Raw genomic sequence first — 21,444 nt, 5'->3', positions numbered from 1 at the left:
GCGTGGCGGGACGCCTTGCGCGCCCCGGTGTTGGTTGCAAAATCGGCCGCTGATGCGGCCGATTGCTTATGCGAACACGTCTGTTTCGCGGAAACTCTTACCTTCCACGTCCTTTACAGCCAACTGCGGCGCACCTGTGATGGGCCAGGCAATGCCCAGCTCCGGGTCATTCCACAGCAAAGTGCGCTCGTGCTCTGGATACCAGTAATCGGTAATTTTGTAGAGGACTTCGGCGGTGTCGCTCAGGGCCAACAGGCCATGCGCGAAACCAGGCGGTATCCACAGCTGCCTGCGGTTTTCCGCGCTGAGCATCACACCTACCCAGCGGCCAAAGGTGGGTGAAGACTTGCGTAGGTCGACTGCCACATCGAATACGCTTCCCTGCGTTACTCTCAACAGCTTTCCTTGCGGATGCTGGATCTGATAATGCAAGCCGCGCAAAACACCTTTTCGGGACACGCTGTGATTATCCTGCACGAATTCGATCTGCAAGCCGGTCGCCTCCTGAAAGTTGCGTGCGCTGTAGCTTTCGAAAAAATAACCACGGTCATCGCTGAAAACTTTCGGTTCCAATAGCAGTACATCGGGGATCGCAGTAGGTGTTACGGTGTAGGGCATATTTCGGTATCGGGTTTCAAAAAGATTTCAATAACTTCAAAAGATAATCCCCGTAGGCGTTCTTCGACAAGGGTGTGGCCAGCCGTTCGAGCTCTGCAGCACCGATCCAGCCCTGTCGGTACGCGATTTCTTCGGGACAGGAGACCTGCAGGCCCTGACGCTTCTGCAAGGTGGCGATGAAACTGGCCGCCTCGAGCAGGCTGTCGTGGGTGCCGGTATCGAGCCAGGCCAGGCCGCGACCCATGATCTCGACATTCAACTCACCCTGCTCGAGATAGGTCTGGATGACATCCGTGATTTCCAGTTCGCCCCGTGCGGAAGGTTTGATGTCGGCGGCGATGCTGGCGGCGTTCTTGTCGCAGAAGTATAGCCCGGTCAGCGCAAAGTTCGACTTCGGTACCCTCGGTTTTTCCTCAATGCTGAGCACGCGGCGCTCGCCGTCGAATTCGATCACGCCGTAGCGCTCCGGCTCGTGCACGTGGTAGGCGAACACGGTTGCGCCGTCGACCCGCGCATTGGCGCGTTTCAAGTGAGCTGCCAGTTCATGGCCATAGAAGATGTTATCGCCAAGGATGAGCGCGCAGGGATGGTCGCCGATGAAGTCGCGGCCGATGACGAATGCCTGGGCCAGGCCGTCCGGCGAGGGCTGGACCGCATACTGGATGCTCATCCCCCACTGGCCGCCGTCGCCGAGCAGCTCGCTGAAGCGTGCCGCGTCCTGGGGCGTGGTAATGACGAGGACGTCACGGATCCCACTCAGCATCAGGGTGCTGAGCGGGTAGTACACCATCGGCTTGTCGTAGACCGGCATCAGCTGCTTGCTGACCGCCTGGGTTGCCGGATACAGCCGGGTGCCGGACCCGCCTGCCAGGATCATCCCTTTTCGCTTGGGCTCAAGCATCGCTTTCGCTCCGAAGAAGATGCCGTAAGACCTCCCGCACGCCGTCCTGCCAGGGCGGCAGGCGCAAGCCGAAGGTCTGGCGGAAAAGACTGGTGTCGAGCCGGGAATTGGCCGGGCGCCTGGCAACAGCCGAATATGCCGCGCTTGTCACCGGCAGCAGCGCATCCGGTCTGGCACGCAACTGGCACCCTGCCTGCTGCGCTGCCTCGAGCACGAAGCGGGCGTAGGCACACCAGCTGGTTTCCCCTGCCGCCGCAACATGATAGGTCCCGTAGGGGAAAGCGTTCGCGCCTTCGCGCGCAAACTGGCGGATCAGGTGGGCCGTCAGGTCGGCCAGCAGCGCGGCGGATGTCGGAGCGCCGACCTGGTCGTCCACGACGTTCAGGCGATCGCGCTCGGCGGCCAGGCGCAGCATGGTCTTCGCGAAGTTTCCCCCATGGCTGCCCAGCACCCAGCTGGTGCGCAGGATCGCGTGGCGCGGACACGCTTCAGCCAGTGCGCGCTCGCCGGCGAGCTTACTACGGCCATACACGTTTTGCGGCTGCGGCGCGTCTGCTTCGGTCCAGGGCGCGTGGCCAGCGCCATCGAACACATAGTCGGTCGAGTAGTGGATCGCCATTGCCCGGAGGCGCGCAGCTTCTTCGCCCAATATGCCGGGCGCGCGGGCATTGACGGCAAAAGCGAGGTCACTTTCAGCTTCAGCCTTGTCGACGGCGGTGTAAGCCGCGGCATTGACGATGATATCCGGCGCGGCCGTGCGTACCAGCACGCGCAGCGCTTCGGTGTCGCCCAGGTCGCAATCCGCGCGGCCGACAGCCAGGACCTCGCCCAGCGGCGCCAGCGCCCGCACCAGCTCGAAGCCGACCTGCCCGTCCTTCCCCGTCAACAAAATCTTCATTCACTCTCCGTATTGCTTGCCTGCCCAGTCGCGGTAAGCGCCCGTGCTCACGTGCTTCACCCACGCTTCGTTATCGAGATACCAGCGCACCGTTTTGCGAAGACCGCTCTCGAAGCTTTCAAGCGGTTTCCAGCCCAGCTCGCGCTCCAGCTTGCCGGCGTCGATCGCGTAGCGGCGGTCGTGGCCGGGGCGGTCGGCCACGAAAGCGATCTGTTCACGGCGGGAGCAGCCGTCGGCGCGCGGGCGCATGGCGTCGAGCATATCGCAGAGCGTCGTCACGACCTCGAGATTCGCCTTTTCGCTCCAGCCGCCGACGTTGTAGACCTCGCCGAGCCGGCCTGCTTCGAGCACGCGCCGGATCGCAGCGCAGTGGTCGCCCACGTATAGCCAGTCGCGCCGTTGCTGGCCGTCGCCGTAGACCGGCAAGCGCTTGCCGGCCAGCGCGTTGTGGATGCACAGCGGGATCAGCTTTTCCGGGAACTGATACGGCCCATAATTGTTCGAGCAGTTCGTCGTCAGCACCGGCAGCCCATAGGTATGGTGCCAGGCGCGCACCAGGTGATCGCTGGCTGCCTTGCTGGCCGAGTACGGGCTGTTGGGTTCGTAGCGCCTCGTTTCCTGGAAGGCCGGCTCGGTGCTGCCCAGCGAGCCATAGACCTCATCAGTGGAGACATGCAGGAAGCGGAAGGCAGCCTGCTCAGCAGCCGGCAAGCCGCTCCAGTACCCAAGCACCGCTTCGAGCAGGCGGAAGGTGCCGACGATATTGGTCTGGATGAAGTCTTCCGGACCGTAGATGCTGCGGTCGACGTGACTTTCGGCGGCGAAGTTGACGACCGCGCGGGGCCGGTGCTCGGCCAACAGCCGCGCTACCTGCGCCGCATTGCCGATATCGCCCTGCACGAAGACGTGACGGGAGTCGCCGCGCAGGCCGGCCAGGTTCTCGAGATTGCCGGCATAGGTCAGCTTGTCGAGGTTGAGCACCGGCTCGTCCGAGCGGGCGAGCCAGTCCAGCACAAAATGACTGCCGATGAAGCCGGCGCCGCCGGTCGTCAAGATCATGGGTGGGGTGTTCCTGTATGCGCGTACATGGGCCGTATTGTACGCGCCACCCTCGCGCTGTCAGTAGCTGCCGCTCCAGGCCACGCTGACCGACTTCGGTCCCGGCGCCACGGCAAAGCTCGAACCCGTGTTATTGCGCTGGCTCTGCCACAGCCAGCTGCCCATCGCATAACCAAGCACGCCGCCGGCCACCACGTCGGATACCCAGTGCTGACGGCCTGCGGCGCGGCCCATGGAGCTGGCGGCGGCCAGGCCGTACAGCCATGGCGCGTCGTATTCCTGCGCGAACGGCGTCACCGCCGCGAACGCGATCGTGCTGTGATTCGACGGGAAGGAGGCGTTCGAGCGGTCCGAGGTCCGGCTCCACGGTCCCAGGCCTTCGTTCGGGCGCGCGCGGCCGACGATGCGCTTGGTGGCGATCGACACGGCGGCCGCGCCGGCGATCGACTCGAGCGAGATGATGCCCATGTTCTGCAGGCGCGCGTCGCCGAGCGCAACCGCGCCCGCGGCGGCGCCGGTCAGCAGCACCGGCATGGCCTTGCCGACGTTGTTCCAGGCGCGTGCGGCGCGCGTACCGTCGCGCTTTTCCATGAAGCGGTCGAAGGGCTTGTCGAGCAGTGCGCCGCCGAGAATCGCAGCGCCGCCCAGCAGCGTGCCGTTGGCCCATTGCGGCAGGGTCGGCGTGTTCGAGAACGACTGTTCCAAGCGATAGCGGAAGATCGGCCACATGTTGGGCATCGGACGCACCGGCGGGTTCACCGCCGGCAGGTTCTGCTCGTCGCGGCGCTCGGCAAAATTGCCGAGACCGTCGTAGGTCGTCAGGTCGCGGCGCGGCTGCTCGAACAGGTCGTACAGGTCGCCGGGGCTGGCGACCATCTGGCCGACGTCGCGGGTCCAAGGGGACAAGCCAATACCGGCCGTTGCCTGGGTATCCGACGGCAGCATGATGTTCAGCGGGACCGACAGGAAGACGCCCTTGTCGTTGTAGGGATTGGCCGGCGTGCCTGGGTTGGTGATGTCCTTGCCGTTGGTTTTCGTGTACCAGGCACCGATCTCGACACCGGACTGGAAGCGGCGCTTGAATTCGACGCGCACGCCGTTGTCGCGCGCCAGGAAGCGCCCTGCCCGCGCCGTCGCCGTGATGTCGTACGGGAGCTTGTAGTGCAGCGCGCCGAGCGCGGTGACGGTCTTGTAATCGAGCTTGTCGAACCAGCCTCTGTAACCGCGCTGCTGTAGGGCGTCGACGCTGATGTCGGCCGCCCAGCGGCTGTCCTTTGGCAGGTACAGGATCTGGCCGCCGACGCCACGGTACATCTCTTCATAGAAGCCGGCGGAAGCGCGCGCGTACAGGCGCTCGTCGAGCGTCAGGTACTGGTTGAGCAGCAGGCGGTTGAGCTTCAGGCGGCTGCCGCGCTTGTACTCGGCGATGTCGGTGCGCACATGCGGCAGCAGGCTGTTCGACTTTTGCGTGACGCCCGAGACGTTTTCCAGAATGTTCAGCTTGAACGCGCTGTTCAGGTAAGTACCCTGGCCCAGGCGGCGGTCGTAGTTGGTGGCGGCCGCCACTTCGTAGCGCAGCGCGCCGCTCGGGTCGTTGAAGAAGAACGAGATCTTGGGAATCGTCTTGAAGCGGTTCGCTTCGCGGTCTTCGGACACCACCTGGACGATGTTGCCGTCCTGGCCCACCTGCACCGCCAGTCCCTTGCCTTCCTCGCGCACCGCGGCGAGCAGGCCCTGCTGGTCGTCGATGCGGTCGGCCGGGGTCGCGTAACGCACGGCCACGGTCTGCAGGAAGGACTCGCGGTCGGCCAGGCCGGTCAGGTAATCGGTGAGACGCGGCAGGTCCTGGAACTCGTAGGTCGCAATTGGCTGTTCCAGCTTGGTATAGGTGACGTGGATTGCGCGCGTGCCTTCCGGCGCGAACGCGAGCGCGGTACGCGCCGCCCGGCCGATGGCGCGGCCCATGTTCGAAATCCGGTTGTTGGTCAGCGTGAGCTTCAGGACGTTACTGTCGAGTTCGACGCGCACGTTCTTGAAGTCCTGCTTGACTAGCGCCTCGGCGAGCGCTGCGCCGCGGCTGCCGTCCTGCTGCCACTCGGCGGCGGTGGCGCGCGGCGGGGCTTTCTTCGGATCGAAGGGTGCCGGCTCGTAGAGCTTGGGAATGAATTCACGCTCGCCGAACGGGATGCTGACGAATGCGTTGGCGCTGAAGTGGTCGCGGTGGCGGGCGACTTGGGCGCCTAGCCAGCCCCAGCGGTATTCGAGGCCGGCGGCCAGGCCTTTTTCGCGGGACGCGGCGCCAGTGCTTGCTGCGCTATAGTCGTTCTTATAGTTATTGGCGTCGTATTCGGCCACTACTGCCCAGTGTGGTAGCGAGGTAGGTACCCAGCGTGCGCCAGCGAAGAGTCCGTTTGGACGCCTTCGTCCGTAGCCGATACTGGCCTCAAAATTCCTTGCCGAGCCAAAGATCTTGGACGCGACGATGTACTGGCCCTTGAACAGCTCGGTACCGAGCAGGTCGGTCGCGCCGACGGAAATCGCCGGCATCCAGTCCGATTCTTTCCAGACGTTGAGCTTGGCATCGAAGACCTTGTCCTTGAAGCGCCCATAGCCCTTGCCGTACTCAGGATCGTCAATTGACGAGAACGCAGGCGTTCCCGTGATCGACACATAACGTCCCGTCAACTGGAGGAAGGGCAGGAAGGTCGCCGAGACCCACGTGCTGCCGTAGGGGCTGTCGTACCCATAGCCGGTGCTGAAGGTGCCGTCCGGCTCCACCCATGCACTCGGCATGTTGACATAACCCGACTGGCCCTGGATCGTCGGCGTCGCGCCAAACGCGCTCGTTGCGGCCAGGACTAGGGAGCTGTATAGGGAGAGCTTGAATGAGTTTCTGAATTCGGTATCGATCATCAATAAATCCGGCAAATACGCGATCGACCTCTAATCCGAAATCTCGTTCTAATGACAATCGCAAATAGTAGAGTTTATCAGCTCAACCATGCCTAGCCAACTGCACGTGCTGTTTACCACTGAATAACAGACAGCAGCAAAACGCATAAGTCGACCCGTTCAAATTCAGTTGACGCGTCGACGCAACAGTTCTGTCAGACTCTTCCTACCGCTCTACTTTCAGGAACAGCAACATCTGGATTCCATTTTTATAACCAGTTGCTTGCGTCCGCAGCATTTCAGCCCGGCAAAGTCTGCTTCTACTATCAAAAGAGCACTTCTCTTGACTTTTACGCAATCGCGAAAGCCGTCCTTGAGACAGGAAAATTCCTACCCTAGTCTGCCTTTTTCCTCTGCAATAAAGTATTATTCCGAGAACATCATGCATTGCAGCACTACTCCAAAGTCAGCTCTGACAAATCCGTTACAAACGGTGAGAATTTAAACAGATCCAGGAATGAAAAAACTTTCGGCATTGCCAAAAGGATGGGTTTGTCATTCAAAAAGCGCTGCGTTAAATAATTGATGACATTTAAATGAAACGAAAAGTCATCTTATTACAAATATGAAGAAAACATTTCTCGATCTACCTCGTCGTAAAAAGCAGGCAGTCGCAGCCGCGGCAGACCTATTCTTTGTCCCATTGACTTTCGTTGTCGCTTTGGCGCTACACTTCAACGGTTTTGATACAACGAAGTTCGGCAGCTACCTGTGGTTGATCCTGGCTGCGCCAGTGATTTCGATTCCGGTGTACGCGCGGATTGGGCTGTATCGTGCAATCATTCGCTACATCGACCACCAGATCGTCATGACCGTGGTGAAGGGCGCGGCCGTTTCCGTTGGCATGCTTGGCGTGCTGGCGATGATGTCGCTCGGCGATGCATTCTCGCCTACTCCGTTCGTGATCTTCGCTGCCAACCTGATCCTGTACTTGCTGGCCAGCCGCTTCCTGGCGCGCGGATTTTTCCTCGGGGACCGCCGTGCTGCGGACCGCGTCAACGTGATCATTTACGGCGCGGGGGATGCTGGCCTCCAACTTGCCAACGCCCTGCTGCCAGGCAAAGAGTACCTTCCGGTTGCCTTTGTGGACGACAATGCGCAACTGCACAAGGCCACGCTCAGTGGCATCAAGGTCCATGCCGCGGAACGTATTGCCGATCTGGTCCAGCGATACGAGGTTGGCGCCGTCCTGCTGGCCATGCCATCACTCAGCCGCAGCGAGCAGAAACAGATCATCGACCGTCTTACGCCGCTCAAGGTCAAGATCAAGGTAACGCCGCCGGTGAACAACCTCGTAAAAGGCATGTCGCGTGTCGACGACGTGCGCCAGATTGAAATCGAAGACCTGCTCAGCCGCGATCCGGTTGCGCCCGACAATGCCCTGCTTTCGGTTTGTATTACCGGCAAGGCCGTCGCGGTCAGCGGTGCCGGCGGTTCAATCGGCTCGGAACTTTGCCGCCAGATCGTGAAACTGAAGCCGCGTCGCCTGGTGCTGCTCGAGCTCTCGGAGTACGCGCTGTATGCGATCGACCAGGAACTGCGCGCCGTCGTGGCGGCAAGTGGCCAGGAGACCGAACTGGTGCCCTTCATGGGCTCGGTGCTGGACTTCGAGAAATCGCGCGAAATCTTTCAGCATTTCGAAATCGAGACTGTCTACCACGCGGCGGCTTACAAGCACGTGCCTTTGGTGGAACAGAATCCGATCGAAGGCATCCGCAACAACGTTTTCGGTACCCTGAATTTTGCCCGTGCCGCAGTGGCAGCCAAGGTGAAATGCTTCGTGCTGGTCTCCACCGACAAGGCCGTGCGTCCTACCAACGTGATGGGCTCCACCAAACGCCTTGCCGAATTGATCCTGCAAGCCTTCGCGCGCCAGCACAGCAGTACCCGTTTCTGCATGGTTCGCTTCGGCAACGTGCTCGGTTCGTCCGGCTCCGTCGTACCGCTGTTCCGTAAGCAGATCGCTGCCGGCGGTCCGGTCACTCTGACCCACCCGGAAATCACGCGCTATTTCATGACCATCCCGGAAGCAGCCCAGCTCGTCATCCAGGCTGGCTCGATGGGCCAGGGCGGCGATGTGTTCGTGCTCGACATGGGCGAACCGGTGAAAATCGCCGACCTCGCAAAGAAGATGATCCAGCTGAGCGGCAATGAGGTGCGCTCTCCAATGTCGGAAAGCGGCATCGAGATCCGCTATGTCGGCTTGCGTCCGGGCGAAAAACTGTATGAAGAACTGCTCATCGGCGACAACGTGAGCGACACCGACCATCCGCTGATCCTGCGTGCTCAGGAAGCCGAGATTGCCTGGCCCTTCCTGGAAATTATGCTGAAGCACCTGAACGAGGCCTGCGCGCGTGGCGACCAAACGGCGATCCGTGCCCAGCTGCGCAAGATCGTGCCGGAATTCACCCCATCTTCGGAGATCGATGACCATTTCTGGAAAACCCGCAAGGAAGATCCGACTCCCATGAGCATCGATAAGCCGCTCGAAGAAGCGCGCGCCTGACTAACAAGTATTTAAGGGTAGTACTACATGAAACGTGCAGTTGATTTTGTATTGGCATTGATCGCATCCCTGATCTTTCTTCCATTAATGGCCGTACTCGCGGTCGTGGTGAAGCTGACTTCGAAAGGCCCGGTGCTGTACTGGTCGGACCGCGTCGGCAGGAACAACCACATCTTTTCGATGCCCAAACTGCGCACCATGCGCACCGACACCCCGGTGGTGGCAACGCACCTGCTGTCGGACCCCAACCAATACCTGACTCCGGTAGGTGGCTTCCTGCGCCGCACCAGCCTGGATGAGCTGCCCCAGCTGTGGTGCATCCTCACTGGCGACATGAGCGTGGTTGGCCCGCGCCCTGCCCTGTATAACCAGCAGAACCTGATCGAGCTGCGTACCGAGCATGGCGTGCATACGATCCGCCCTGGCCTGACCGGCTGGGCCCAGATCAACGGCCGCGACGAGTTGCCGATTCCCGACAAGGTCCGCCTCGACGCCGATTACCTGCGGATGCAATCCTTGTTCTTCGATGCGAAAGTGATGTTCCTTACCTTCATCAAGGTGGCACGACGCGAAGGCGTTACCCACTAATAAATAAAACAAAAGATAAATAAAACAAAACGGCTGGGGCGCTTCATGCGCCCCAGCCGTTTTATGAATACAGTCAAATCCGGGTACCGGTCGAATACGTGCCTTATCGCGTCTTGCTTTCCTGGTTGCCCAAGAAGTGATCGACGGTTCTGCCAATGGCGAACTGTGGCGAAACGACCGGCTTCCACTGCAGACGCTCCAGCGTTGCGCCGATGTCCACCTGCAGGGAACCAAAGAGCCTGTCGGCGACCGCCGACTTGCCGGCCAGGCGCGCAGCAGAGCGCAGCACCACGGGCGGGACCGGCAGGAGGAACACGTTTTTCCCCATCGCCTTTGCGATCATGCGAACCAGATCGCCGACATGCATGTCCTGCCCGTCCGACACCATGAACACGGCTCCTGGTGCATTTGGATGCACGGTGCAGGTGATGAGCAGGTCGACCAGGTTTTCCACCGCAACCATGCTGCGGTAGCCATTTGCCATTCCAAAGGGCAGCGGCAAGCCAAGCCGTACCAGCTTGACGAGGTTGAGGAAATTGGCTTTCACGCCCGGTCCATAGACCAGGGGCGGACGCACGATAACCACTTCCAGGCCGGTTTCACGGCCCAGTTCCAGTAGCGCGGTTTCCGCCTCCATTTTCGACTGGCCGTAGGGATCACATGGCGCGGGACGGTCGGCTGCGCTGAACGGCGTGCTGGCCGTGGCTTCGCCGTTGACCTTGACGCTGCTGACAAAAACGAAGCGCTTGACGCCAGCCTCCACTGCCTGGCGCGCCAGCCGAAGCGTGCCCTCCAGATTGACTTCCCGGTAGGCACGCAGGGGGTCTTCGACGGTATCCGACATCACGTGAACGCGTGCCGCAAGGTGAATGACCGCCGAACACCCGGCTAGCGCCGCGCGCCAATCCGTCGAACCGTCGAGGTTGCCGACGGCCACCTGATCCTGTTTTGCCGCCGTTCTAACGGCAGCCCTGAAACGAATGCCGCGCTGCGCCAGGGCCTGACACAGTTCGCGGCCAACGAATCCATTACTTCCAGTGACAAGAATCATTGAGCTATCTCTATTTTGGATGCTGCCTTGGGGCCAATCAGCCGTGCATACATCGATTCCAGCTGCGTGATCAGGCGATCGCGGTCGAACTGCGCCGTGCCGGCAGCCAAGCCATTATTGCCCATGCGTTCCCGCTCCTGCGGCGTCATCGCGGCGAGTCGCAGCACTGCCTGGGCCAACCCGTGGGAATCGCCAGCGTTGCAAGTCATTCCTGCCTCGGCTCTCTCCACGACATCCGCACCTTCGCCGTTGAGCATGCAAAGCAAAGGAATCCCGGCTGCGAGGTAGGATTGCAGCTTGCCCGGAATCGTCATCGAGAAGATCGGCTCATCTTTCAGGGACACCAGCAAGGCGGACGCATGCTTGAAGAAGCTGGCCATGCGGTCGACCGGATAACGCCCCATCAACAGGAAACAATCGGACAAGCCGCGCTTTGCGACTTCCTGCGCCAGCCAGTCGCTCATCCTGCCGTCACCGACGATGACCCAGCGGATACGCTTATCGTGCTTGAGCTCTTCGGCGGCGGCAAGGATCGCCGGAAAATCCTGCGCATCGCCGACGTTCCCCGCGAACATAACGGTGAACTTGTCTGGCGCAGCATCCAGTTCCGGTGCCGGAGCGACCTTGCCCATGTCGAACACCGCTTCAGCCCAACTCGGGAAGTATTCCACCGGGCTGTTTGGCCCGGCGTACTTCCTGATCTGGGGAATGAAGCTGCGCGACTGCGCCAGGATCAGGTCGCAGCGGCGATAGATGAAGGACACCAGTTTCCCGACCAGCTTGAGAACCGAAGCCGACTTGACGACGCCGATGGCGTGCAGCGTTTCCGGCCACAAGTCCAGTACCCAGAAGCCCAAAGGCGCCTTCTTCAAGGCCCGCAAGGCCGCCGCAGGGAGGCCCACCGTAATGGGCGAAGGCTCGTAGCAGAAGATGGCGTCGAACTCCCGGCCACGCAGCTTCCATGTTCCCAGCACGATGGCGCTCGTGGCGAAGGTAAAGTAGTTCGTCAGCAACCGGATCCCGCCCTTGCCGCGCGCAGTATGGGGCACGCGTACGACTGTCGCTCCTGCGTAGTTGTTGAACTTCTCCGGATCCGCTACGAACTCGGGGAAGAACTCTCCCGCAGGATAGTTCGGGTGACCGGTCAGCACGGTGACTTCATGCCCACGGCGCACGAGTTCCGCGACCAGATCGTTGACGCGAAAGTTCTCGGGCCAGAAATACTGTGTAACGACGAGCAAGCGCACTAAGGCCCCCTTACTGCTTCTTCCAGACCACCCGATTCACGTAGTCGGTATAGCTGTGAATGATGCGCACAACCTTATCGGACACGTTCGGCATGCTGTAGTCGGCCACCAGACGCAGGCTGCGCTCGCTGCCACGCGACTGGGTCGAGAGAATCGCAAGGCCCTGCAGAACACGCTCGACCTCAAGGCCGGTCATCATGACCGCCGCTTCTTCCATGCCTTCGGGCCGCTCGTGCGCTTCACGCAGGTTCAAAGCCGGGAAATTCAGGATCGACGATTCTTCGTTGATCGTGCCGCTATCGGACAGGACGGCGGTCGATTCCAGCTGCAGCTTGACGTAATCCTTGAAGCCCATGGGCTTGAGCAGGCGGACCAGCGGGTGGAAGGTCGCACCAATCGCATCGATACGTTTTTGCGTGCGTGGATGGGTAGATACGATCACCGGCTTACCGAACTGCTCGGCCACGGCGTTGAGGATGCTTACCAGTCTGTTGAAGTTGTAATCGGACTCGATGTTCTCTTCGCGGTGGGCGCTGACGACGTAATAGTCGTATTGCTGGAGCCCCAGGCGGTTGAGGGCATTGGACGCATCGATACCTGCACGGTAATGCGTGAGCACTTCATACATCGGACTGCCGGTCTTGATGACGCGGTCCGGCAGTAGGCCTTCACGCAGCAGATATTCGCGCGCGATATCGCTGTAAGTAAGGTTGATGTCGGATATATGGTCGACGATCTTGCGGTTGGTTTCTTCAGGCACGCGTTGATCGAAGCAGCGATTGCCGGCTTCCATGTGGAAGATTGGGACTTTACGGCGCTTCGCGGGGAGCGCGGCGAGGCAACTATTCGTATCGCCCAGCACCAGCATGGCGTCCGGCTGGATCTCGGCCAGTGCGCTGTCGACCGCGATGATGATGTTGCCGATGGTCTCGGCCGCGTTGCCGCCGGCCGCATTTAGGAAGCGGTCCGGACGCCGCACGCCGAGGTCCTGGAAGAAGATCTCGTTGAGCTCGTAGTTGTAGTTCTGGCCTGTGTGGACCAGTACATGTTCGCAATGTTCATCCAGTGCGACGAGAACGCGCGACAAACGGATGATTTCGGGACGCGTCCCGACGACGGTCATCACCTTTAATTTTTTCATGGGCGAACCTTGTAAGTAACGGTGTCCGGGCGTTGCCGGTCGAAAATTTCATTTGCCCAGAGCATGACGATCATTTCGTTATCACCGATGTTGGTAATGTCGTGGGACCAGCCCGGGACTGTCACCACAATTTCCGGCTTGGCGCCATCGGTGAACAGTTCGTACTCCTCTCCGGAGACGATGTGACGAAACTTGAACGATGCCTTGCCCTGAATGACAAGGAATTTCTCGTTCTTGGAATGATGGTAATGGCCACCTCGGGTCACGCCGGGACCGGCGGTGAAAAACGACATTTGCCCAGAGTCCTGGGTCTTCAGCATTTCGACGAAACGCCCGCGCGGATCGGCATACACCGGCACGGTGTAAGAAAACTGCGCAGGCGGCAGGAAGCTGAGGTAGGTCGCGTACAGAGCGCGAGTCAGGCCACTTCCCACCCGATCGACGACTAGAGATTCACGACGTTCCTTGAAGCTACGCAGCGTGTCTGCCAGTTGACCGACGGTGATGGCGTATTCAGGAGCGACCTGCATTTGCTGGAACCCCTGCGGACGCAGCTTGAGGGCCGAAAGGAAGCTGTCAAGCACATCATCGACGTAAACCAGGCGGATATTTGCGCTGGGGTCATTAATGCTAATCGGCAGGTCATGAGCAACGTTATGGCAGAAGGTCGCTATCGCCGAGTTATAGTTCGGACGGCTCCACTTGCCAAACACATTGGGCAGGCGATAGATGTAGACTGGAGCACTGCTCTCGATTGCCAAGTGCTCAAGAGCAATTTCGGCTTCACGTTTGCTGCTGCCATACGGATTGTCCAGTTCAGCTTGAATCGACGAGGTATACAGTACCGGCAAGACCCGGCCGCTACGTCGAATTGCGTCGCACAGCTGCTCGGTGAGGCCCGCGTTACCGTCCTTGAACTCGGCTGTGTCCTTGGGGCGGTTGATGCCAGCAAGATGAAACACGAACTCGACCTGCTCGACCGCCGCCTGCAGCTCGCCACTCGACATCCCTCGGACAAATGAAATATGTTCGATCTCGAGTTCACGCAGACGCACGAGCAGGTTCTTGCCGATGAAACCATCGGCACCAGTCACCAGTACCTTCATCTTATTCCTCTGCCTGAGCGAATTCGCCAGCCATCAACGCACGCATAAACGACAGTTTCGTCAGCAGTGCGCGCATGCCTTTTACGTCCAAACGCTCGGTGTTGTGCGAGTTATAGTCAGTCGCTTCCGAAATGCGCTGCTCGCCCTGCTCGACAAATTTGCCATAGTTCAGGTCGCGCAAATCAGGCGGAACCCGGAAGTAGCCGCCCAAGTCCTCGGCCGATGCCATTTCCTCACGCGACAGCAGCGCCTCATAGAGCTTTTCGCCGTGACGGGTACCGATCACATTGATCTCGTGCTTCGGGACATCCATCAGTTGGGTCAGCGCATGAGCCAGGGTCTCGATCGTCGCTGCCGGCGCTTTTTGCACGAACGTATCGCCTGGACGGCCATTCTGGAACGCGTAGAGCACCAGATCCACTGCGTCGTCGAGGGTCATCATGAAGCGTGTCATGTTCGGATCGGTGATCGTGATGGGTTTGCCAGCACGAATCTGGTCAACAAACAGTGGGATCACCGAGCCGCGTGACGCCATGACGTTGCCGTAGCGGGTCACGCAAATTACAGTCGAATCGCTACCGCGCGATTTGGCAACGGCTACCTTTTCCATCATGGCCTTCGAGATACCCATCGCATTGATGGGGTAAACGGCCTTGTCGGTGCTGAGACAGACGACGCGCTCGACACCGCAGGCGATCGCGGCCTCGAGGACGTTTTCGGTGCCGATGACATTCGTCTTGACCGCTTCGAGCGGATGGAACTCACAAGACGGCACCTGCTTCAGTGCGGCGGCATGGAAAATGTAATCGACGCCCCGTACGGCGCTCAGCACCGACTGGGGATCACGCACATCACCGATGTAGAACTTCAGCTTGGGACTCGCAAGCCGCTTGCGCATGTCATCCTGCTTCTTCTCATCCCTCGACAGAATCCGAATCTCACGAATATCTGAATCAAGAAAACGACGCAGAACGGCATTACCAAACGAACCAGTACCGCCCGTAATCAATAAAGTCTTATTTTTAAACACTGTTACCTCAATATATCTATCTATTGTTTTAGAGACTGAATCTGGAATAAGCTTACTTATTAAGCTGGAACTTCTTCCCCTGAAGCGGCAACGCCTATCGAGGCGTCTGCACAAACTTGCATCAAACGCTTAGCCCGGTCTTCGGCGCTGGTAAAACGTTCTAACCGCGCGCTACCGTTTTCGACCAATTGCGCATACAGGCTCGGCGTCGAGGAAAGTTGCAAGATACGTTGGGCTATCTCTTCTGGATCCTGGGGATCGAAATATAGCGCAGCGTTTTCCAGCAAGGACGTAGCGAACGTGAGGTTCGACGTCAATATTGGCTTCCGCATTACCATTGCTTCCGGATAATTAGCGGAAAAGCATTCCAGTAAGGTCGGGAGAAAAACCGCATCTGCCTCTGCATAAGCTGCCGGACACTCTGCCGCAGACAGTGGGCCGAGTGTACGAACAAACGGATGCTCGCTCTCATCAAAGATCTTGTCAAAGTCCTCAACTGGAATCGTCAGAACGAAACAAAACCTGATTCGTCCGACAAGATGCGGTATCACTTTCTTAATGATTTCCAGATTCTTGTGCGGATAGTAAGCTGAGACTGTCAACAATCTGAACGTACCATCATCTACCACTTGCCGATCAGCATTTTGCCCTATATACGGCAAAAAGTGTGCGCTATGTGTGTTGCCGACAACACGAATCTGAGCTAACGGGAATCGGTATTGTGAGTTGAGGCGTCGTTTGACGTCCTCGGTTTCACACCAGAGGAAATCCACCTCTTTCTTGAAGTGATGCCACTTGTATATCCTTATCAGGAATTGCTTTATCCTCTCGCGAAGATTCAGCATTTCATGCACCGGACTCTCAGGCGTGATCAGCCAGGGAAGGGCAAAACCGCAGACATGAGGTGCAAGCGGGCGCCAATAAGCTGGTCCAAAGACCGTAAGCACGGCGTCCGGCGCGACTTCACGCTCAATACTGTTAAGCCGTGCCACGGCCCGGCTACGTGCCCTTAACGGCGCCGGAGACTCGACATGCCAAAAACGAAAATTGGCAGGGAAAGCTGCACATTCGATCTGCTTCGAAACTTGCTCAGAAAGAACGACAAAATATTCATTATTCGGGATCTGCTTCAGTTCGTTCAACAACGATACTGCGACCTGAACACCGCCTCCAACTTTCAAGGTCGAAGCATTTATCAATAATCTCATTGGTTTTTCTCTACTGCCGCCATCATATCGCCAATTTTCTTACACTGGATAGCCGCGTTCTTTTCGCGAAGGATGAAGTCCCTGGCTGACGCGCCCTTTTGCTGCAACTGCGAGGATGGCTGTTCGACTATCCGCTCAATTTCACTGGCTAAGGCTGAAATAGACAGATCTTCTGGAACGTAACTATATTCGTAGTATTCCTCAGGAATCCCGTCGAGCCGATGCATAAGCACAGGCACCCCCGACGCGAGATATTCCATGGTTTTGGACGGGAAGGAATATCGGGTGAACTCCCCTTTCGAGGTTCTCGGATTGACGAGCAAGGTCGCTGCTCGTTGATAGCCCAAGACTTCATCGCGTGGAATCTGGCCTTTGAAGACAATTCGCCTGTCACTCGCCGCGGCAGTTTCGATCGCCTGCTTGCAGTCGCCATCGCCGCAAATGAACAGCCGATAGTCTTCCCTGCGAATCATTTGAAACGCGTTCAACAGCCTCATTACGCCATTACGTTCGTCCAACGATCCGGAATAAAAAATCGTCTTGATGGCGGATTCCTTGGGCACCGTCGTTTGCCCCCGGCTTCCCTCATCATAGATACCTTCAACCACTACCCATGGCTTTCTGCCGACCGGCAGCCGTTCAACCATGTGTTTACTCAGAAGAACGAACGCATCGACGCTGTCATAACTCTTTTTGAGAGCATCCTGCGTCATCCGCGAATATATGCCATAAAGCATGGATGGTTTGTCGTCAGTAAAACCGGGAAGGTCGGGCACGATGACACATACCTTGACGTACTTATACTTGTTCTTCAGCGCTGCGACTGCCTTCATGAATGGCGCGTGCAGGTCGTAGATGAAGACGGTTACAGATCCAGCACTTGCTTTAAGCAGCCCGGACAATGCTCGCCTGGTCTGCACATACCGGGCAAAATGCTTGACACCGACGAGGTTTAAAAAACTTAAACTGTTCCCGCTTGCTCGTGAATTGAATGCGACCTTTACCTGTGGAACAGTAAGTTTTCGATATCTCGCCGGGTAAGCGCCAACTTGAGGAAGGTTAACAATTTTTAATTCAGGATAATATTGAGACAGGCCCGCAACCAACGCGTGTTGCAGCGCGTTGTTCGCATTCGCTATCGGCCCGATACTAGAATCCTGTATTTCCTGCTTCAGCTGTTCTGGAAACAAACTCCCAACAAAAATCGCGGTCACTCTTGATCTCCAGTTTTGGCCACAACAGAACGGACTCGAACAAGTCCCAACATGATTAGTATATTAAAGAACAGCGAGAAGCGAAGTTCCTGAGCGCTAATCATCATTAACAATGCAACAAAGACGAAGACAGCTACCAGTCGCGAACCGGCCAGCAGGTTTGCAAAACGCAGGAGACCGAGTGTCACCACCCCCCCCAATAACGCGCCATATATCGCGAAAGTATTGATCACTGTATTTGTCGATGAACCTTCCGGACTTATGGGGAATCCGAAAAGCTCTTCAGAATATATAAGATACTGATCGACGAATTTCGTTAGACCAACGCCGAATACGGGGTTGTGGGCAAATATCAAGGATGGGACGGAGATAGATGACACCCTGGCCAACGTACTCGCAAACTCCGTGGAGTCCTCACTAAATTTCGAGAATATCTGTTCGGACAGGTCCGGGAAACTGTAAAGCGTAATGGCAGCACATACGGCCAACGATATCCCGAAAGCGAACACCTTCACGTTTTTCTTCTTCGCGAGATATGCAATCAACAAGACGCTAGCGATCGCGAAACCGGCAGTGGAAAAGGTCGTAAGCAAGGCGAGAAAAAACACAGCGAGATAGCGATAACAAGGCACTTCTTTATACAAAAGTTCGATTCCGATCCCGACTCCAAGGTAGAGGGCGAAGACACCAGGCTCGCGGAAAACGCTAGTATTTCGCAGGATTTCCGCATCTTTGAACACAGCACCTACGAAGAGATTCGAAAACTCCACCCCGCCATAGTTTACTGTGGTCGGAAATATATCCACCAGCGGCCTCAGTGCGATTGATGAAGCGAATATCACAAGAGAGATGCATGCCAGCCAATACAGGTAACGACTGAATGAAAACAAAAAGGCCTGCCTGTCGACATAGTGCGCCAGGACAAACGCCAGCAACATAACGAGAGCCTGCAGAAAGTAACCATTACGCACATCGCCGTTGCTCACCATGCTCAGGATGAACGCGAATACAATCAACCCGGCATAGATCCGGCTTTTCGGCTCGAGTCGACGTTCATGCAGTACTTTTGAGAAGAGCAATGAAACAAGAACGATAGTATAGACGGTATATCGAATGACAACAAAAACCTGGTTCACGTTAGTACCAAAGGTAATTGTGTCATCGGATACAAAAAGGACGACGGACAGTAATACAAAAAGCGCTTGCGTCATAAGGTTTGGAGCAACTGGGAGACACACGGCTTATTCAGATGCATGGCTCTGGAACGTTTCTGCCCCTGCTCCCCCATTCCGCGTAAAGTTTCCTCATCTTGGCCTGCAAGATGATTTATCGCTTTTGCGAGCGCCAACGCATCGCCGTTCTCAAAAACAAGACCAACGGACGAGTCGACGAACTCTTCGGTGCCGACGACGTCGGAGACGATGACGGGTTTGCCCAGATGTTGTGCCTCGAGGACGGGCAAGGAAGCGTGCGGCACGGAAAACGGTGAAATGACGGCTACCGAACGACGGTAGTACGCGACAACGCTGTCGGAAACACCGATATGGATGATTTTTCCCGATTCCTGCAGTTTTCTCTTGAGCACCGGAAGACGACGGGTATAGGGAGAAAGGAGCTGCCTTATCATAAACTTCCAACCGCTGAGCCGCTCCAGTTCGTGGGTGTATCCCAGGAAGAAGATCCGTACGCGGTCGTCCAAATGATCCAGCGAATCCACCAACTGAGCAAATCCCTTAATTCGCTGACTGCCTCCAACGTAAGTAAAGTAACGAAGACCGGGCTCAACAGATATCGAGACCCCTTTAGTCTCGTCGAGTACAATCGGGTCGTACACCGTGACTGTCTTGCTTGGCAAACCGAGGCGTACACCATTGTCTTTCGAAATTGCGATAACTAAATCCGCGTTCCGGCCGATGACGTGACGGATCAAAGCACGTCGTATCCCGAATACACCGTCCGCGAGCGGCTCACGGATATGGACCACGACTTTCTTTTGCAGCCCCTTGGCAGCTACTGCCCAGTCCGAGATAAACATCGAATTCAGATAGACGATGTCACAGTCCTGCGCTGCTTTTCTGAGCGCTGCGGGACCGAAAACGTACATGCTCATGAAGTATATAAGCAATGTGTACAGGTTGCGGACCAAGCCCAGAGGACTGAAGAATGAGGCTGCAGAATGCACGAAGAGGTCGTACGCTTTACGATAAAACCAAGTGTCAAGCACGATCACCGCAACGCCCTCTTTCCGGAGGTAGTTCACGGCTTCGCTGGCAAAGATGCACAACACAGTCACTGTGTGATCAGCCCTTAGCTCCCTGATCAAGCCAAGCAATGCAATCAGACCGCCACCGACCCCTTGGCCGTGGTGAATTAACAGGATCTTTTTCTTCGACATTGTCTTTATTACCTGCCCCACAAACCGACAGCATTCCTTGCAAGAATTTTTTTAACCTGCTTGGGTTGAAGATACAAGCCCACGCCGTTCACGAGGCAAGTTGCGAACATGATGCCGGCGCTACTTTGCAACATTTTTGCAAGAAAAACTGCCAAGGGAAAATATACAAATAACGAAACAATGACTACGACAGCAGTGACGGCAATTTTGCCCGTTCCGTTAATGAAGTTTGTGTATGGTGCGAGAACAACGTTAATCATCGAGAAAGCTGCCATGGAAATTGTGATGACCAATGGAATTTCGACACGGCTCCCGAGCCAAACTTTATAGACCCAAGGGCTGGCAAGAACCATACAGACGATGCCGCTAACGAACAGCAGCGAAATTTTGTTGAGCCTCCTTAATAATGCGTCGAGCCATTGCAAATCGCTTTTTGCGTATGCATCGGTAACCGCACTCCATATCGGCGTCATGATGATCGCGTAACCCACCACGGGAAGCTGAAAATAAGTGAATGCAGCGCCGAAGACGACAACCTCTTCGGCGTTGAACAGGTGGGAAATCATGACGTTATAGGTCGAAAATAGGACTACAGCGCCAATCTGGACAATGAGAAACATACCGCCGAGATTGAGAAGCGTCCTGACATGCTGAAGTCTGACCATACGAATAGTCGGGCGAAGGTAACTGAACTCACCTCGAAAAGCGACGACATTCAGGATTAAGAACATCAACAACGGGAGACCGACCAGCAGACCGCCGTAAATCGGCAGACTGCCTATGGAAAGCTGGCGTGCACCCAATATGCAAAGAAACGCGAGAACGTTACCGCCAACAACGACAATATTATTCATTGCCGGCCTTTGCGCAGCAATGTAGATAACGCCGATCAACTGAAAAATAAAACGAAGGAGAAAGAAGCTGAAAGCGACGCTCGTGAGCATGTAGAGCTCGTCCGCCTCGATCCGGTCGACGTGGAGAATCCAGTTCCAGTCGATTAACGAATTAAAGGCGAGAAAACTTCCTAACATGGTCAAAAATATTGCGGAGACGAAAGCATATGTCGTGCTCACATATTCGCGCCCCAGAGTCCTATCGCCGGCGGCAAGCGCTTCCGTCAACTTGTTTCGAAGACCGTTTCCCAGCCCGAGGTCGAAGAAGCTGAACCACGTGAATATCGAGGATAATGTAAGCCAGACTGCGTAGCGCTGAGGACTCAAGGTGTCGATCAGTAGCGGCACCAGCAATAGTCCGAGAACTACGCTGATCACCTTGATCAAAAAGGTATAGATGACCTGGACGCGGACCTGCTGGGTTCTATCCGAACGCTCTACAACTTCATTATCCGGCTCAGCGACCTTCCCTTGACTCATACCTTCTAAAACCCTTAAAGAACAAATTTTGCGCCGGTGCTGGCCTGAGAAATACGCGTTTGGGTGCAGCCACGACGCATTTGAGCAATGACCGCTCACCGAACTATTGGCGTAACCGGTCAGTTCTTCGGCGCTTTCTTGCCGCTTCCGTTAATAC

General features: G+C 57.0%; 17 protein-coding genes. 2 read left to right on the top strand and 15 right to left on the bottom strand.

Annotated elements, in window-relative coordinates; all coding sequences use genetic code 11:
* Positions 1–66: 66 nt before the first annotated feature.
* From rfbC to NX782_RS09415, 5 genes are read right to left on the bottom strand one after another with little or no spacing between them, the layout of a single operon-like run.
* A complete protein-coding gene (rfbC, locus tag NX782_RS09435; protein ID WP_258845197.1) occupies positions 67–618 on the bottom strand; it encodes a dTDP-4-dehydrorhamnose 3,5-epimerase in 552 nt (183 codons plus the stop codon).
* A gap of 16 nt (positions 619–634) precedes the next feature.
* The gene (rfbA, locus tag NX782_RS09430) at positions 635–1,519 is read right to left on the bottom strand and encodes a glucose-1-phosphate thymidylyltransferase RfbA (protein ID WP_258845196.1); all 885 of its coding nucleotides are present in this window, start codon (positions 1,517–1,519) and stop codon (positions 635–637) included.
* On the bottom strand, positions 1,512–2,417 hold the full coding sequence (gene rfbD, locus NX782_RS09425) for a dTDP-4-dehydrorhamnose reductase (RefSeq protein ID WP_258845195.1): 906 nt from the start codon (positions 2,415–2,417) through the stop codon (positions 1,512–1,514). Before rfbD ends, rfbA begins: the two co-directional genes overlap by 8 nt.
* On the bottom strand, positions 2,418–3,476 hold the full coding sequence (gene rfbB / locus NX782_RS09420) for a dTDP-glucose 4,6-dehydratase (protein WP_258845194.1): 1,059 nt from the start codon (positions 3,474–3,476) through the stop codon (positions 2,418–2,420).
* A gap of 60 nt (positions 3,477–3,536) precedes the next feature.
* Positions 3,537–6,389 (bottom strand): YjbH domain-containing protein, encoded by a 2,853-nt coding sequence (locus tag NX782_RS09415; RefSeq protein WP_258845193.1) that lies wholly within the window; start codon positions 6,387–6,389, stop codon positions 3,537–3,539.
* A 604-nt stretch (positions 6,390–6,993) separates the two neighbouring features.
* Between NX782_RS09415 and NX782_RS09410 the strand changes: the two genes are divergently transcribed.
* Together NX782_RS09410 and NX782_RS09405 are read left to right on the top strand one after the other, a co-directional pair.
* A complete protein-coding gene (locus tag NX782_RS09410) occupies positions 6,994–8,934 on the top strand; it encodes a polysaccharide biosynthesis protein (RefSeq protein WP_258845192.1) in 1,941 nt (646 codons plus the stop codon).
* Between the two features lie 27 nt (positions 8,935–8,961).
* A complete protein-coding gene (locus tag NX782_RS09405; protein WP_258845191.1) occupies positions 8,962–9,522 on the top strand; it encodes a sugar transferase in 561 nt (186 codons plus the stop codon).
* 103 nt (positions 9,523–9,625) lie between these two features.
* Here the strand turns inward: NX782_RS09405 and NX782_RS09400 are convergent, their stop codons facing one another.
* The 10 genes from NX782_RS09400 to NX782_RS09355 form a co-directional block, all read right to left on the bottom strand.
* Positions 9,626–10,573: a UDP-glucose 4-epimerase family protein gene (locus NX782_RS09400; RefSeq protein ID WP_258845190.1), complete on the bottom strand. Its 948-nt coding sequence runs from the start codon at positions 10,571–10,573 to the stop codon at positions 9,626–9,628.
* Positions 10,570–11,820: a glycosyltransferase family 4 protein gene (locus tag NX782_RS09395; RefSeq protein WP_258845189.1), complete on the bottom strand. Its 1,251-nt coding sequence runs from the start codon at positions 11,818–11,820 to the stop codon at positions 10,570–10,572. Before NX782_RS09395 ends, NX782_RS09400 begins: the two co-directional genes overlap by 4 nt.
* A gap of 10 nt (positions 11,821–11,830) precedes the next feature.
* Entirely contained in the window at positions 11,831–12,961 is a 1,131-nt protein-coding gene (wecB, locus tag NX782_RS09390) for a non-hydrolyzing UDP-N-acetylglucosamine 2-epimerase (protein ID WP_258845188.1), read from the bottom strand.
* Positions 12,958–14,067 carry a UDP-2-acetamido-2,6-beta-L-arabino-hexul-4-ose reductase gene (wbjC, locus tag NX782_RS09385; protein ID WP_258845187.1) on the bottom strand — a complete coding sequence of 370 codons (1,110 nt, stop codon included), beginning with the start codon at positions 14,065–14,067 and terminating at the stop codon, positions 12,958–12,960. Before wbjC ends, wecB begins: the two co-directional genes overlap by 4 nt.
* Before the next feature lies 1 nt (position 14,068).
* On the bottom strand, positions 14,069–15,097 hold the full coding sequence (locus tag NX782_RS09380) for a polysaccharide biosynthesis protein (protein ID WP_258845186.1): 1,029 nt from the start codon (positions 15,095–15,097) through the stop codon (positions 14,069–14,071).
* 59 nt (positions 15,098–15,156) lie between these two features.
* Positions 15,157–16,305 carry a glycosyltransferase gene (locus NX782_RS09375; protein ID WP_258845185.1) on the bottom strand — a complete coding sequence of 383 codons (1,149 nt, stop codon included), beginning with the start codon at positions 16,303–16,305 and terminating at the stop codon, positions 15,157–15,159.
* Positions 16,302–17,519 (bottom strand): glycosyltransferase, encoded by a 1,218-nt coding sequence (locus NX782_RS26525; RefSeq protein ID WP_258845184.1) that lies wholly within the window; start codon positions 17,517–17,519, stop codon positions 16,302–16,304. Before NX782_RS26525 ends, NX782_RS09375 begins: the two co-directional genes overlap by 4 nt.
* Positions 17,516–18,655: an O-antigen ligase family protein gene (locus NX782_RS09365; RefSeq protein WP_258845183.1), complete on the bottom strand. Its 1,140-nt coding sequence runs from the start codon at positions 18,653–18,655 to the stop codon at positions 17,516–17,518. Before NX782_RS09365 ends, NX782_RS26525 begins: the two co-directional genes overlap by 4 nt.
* A gap of 71 nt (positions 18,656–18,726) precedes the next feature.
* Positions 18,727–19,914 (bottom strand): glycosyltransferase family 4 protein, encoded by a 1,188-nt coding sequence (locus NX782_RS09360; RefSeq protein ID WP_258845182.1) that lies wholly within the window; start codon positions 19,912–19,914, stop codon positions 18,727–18,729.
* An 8-nt stretch (positions 19,915–19,922) separates the two neighbouring features.
* Positions 19,923–21,287: a lipopolysaccharide biosynthesis protein gene (locus NX782_RS09355; RefSeq protein WP_258845181.1), complete on the bottom strand. Its 1,365-nt coding sequence runs from the start codon at positions 21,285–21,287 to the stop codon at positions 19,923–19,925.
* Positions 21,288–21,444 lie beyond the last annotated feature (157 nt).

It is taken from the genome of Massilia norwichensis, assembly GCF_024753245.1.
GTDB classification, from domain to species: domain Bacteria; phylum Pseudomonadota; class Gammaproteobacteria; order Burkholderiales; family Burkholderiaceae_D; genus Telluria; species Telluria norwichensis.
The sequence above is the reverse complement of the archived record's forward strand: the minus strand, read 5'-3'. Positions and strand labels throughout refer to the sequence as shown.

Bases quoted from the DNA above. Each gene is read 5' to 3' on its own strand.
- rfbC (WP_258845197.1), bottom strand. From the start codon at position 618: ATGCCCTACACCGTAACACCTACTGCGATCCCCGATGTACTGCTATTG.
- rfbA (WP_258845196.1), bottom strand. From the start codon at position 1,519: ATGCTTGAGCCCAAGCGAAAAGGGATGATCCTGGCAGGCGGGTCCGGC.
- rfbD (WP_258845195.1), bottom strand. From the start codon at position 2,417: ATGAAGATTTTGTTGACGGGGAAGGACGGGCAGGTCGGCTTCGAGCTG.
- rfbB (WP_258845194.1), bottom strand. From the start codon at position 3,476: ATGATCTTGACGACCGGCGGCGCCGGCTTCATCGGCAGTCATTTTGTG.
- NX782_RS09415 (WP_258845193.1), bottom strand. From the start codon at position 6,389: ATGATCGATACCGAATTCAGAAACTCATTCAAGCTCTCCCTATACAGC.
- NX782_RS09410 (WP_258845192.1), top strand. From the start codon at position 6,994: ATGAAGAAAACATTTCTCGATCTACCTCGTCGTAAAAAGCAGGCAGTC.
- NX782_RS09405 (WP_258845191.1), top strand. From the start codon at position 8,962: ATGAAACGTGCAGTTGATTTTGTATTGGCATTGATCGCATCCCTGATC.
- NX782_RS09400 (WP_258845190.1), bottom strand. From the start codon at position 10,573: ATGATTCTTGTCACTGGAAGTAATGGATTCGTTGGCCGCGAACTGTGT.
- wecB (WP_258845188.1), bottom strand. From the start codon at position 12,961: ATGAAAAAATTAAAGGTGATGACCGTCGTCGGGACGCGTCCCGAAATC.
- wbjC (WP_258845187.1), bottom strand. From the start codon at position 14,067: ATGAAGGTACTGGTGACTGGTGCCGATGGTTTCATCGGCAAGAACCTG.
- NX782_RS09375 (WP_258845185.1), bottom strand. From the start codon at position 16,305: ATGAGATTATTGATAAATGCTTCGACCTTGAAAGTTGGAGGCGGTGTT.
- NX782_RS09360 (WP_258845182.1), bottom strand. From the start codon at position 19,914: ATGTCGAAGAAAAAGATCCTGTTAATTCACCACGGCCAAGGGGTCGGT.
- NX782_RS09355 (WP_258845181.1), bottom strand. From the start codon at position 21,287: ATGAGTCAAGGGAAGGTCGCTGAGCCGGATAATGAAGTTGTAGAGCGT.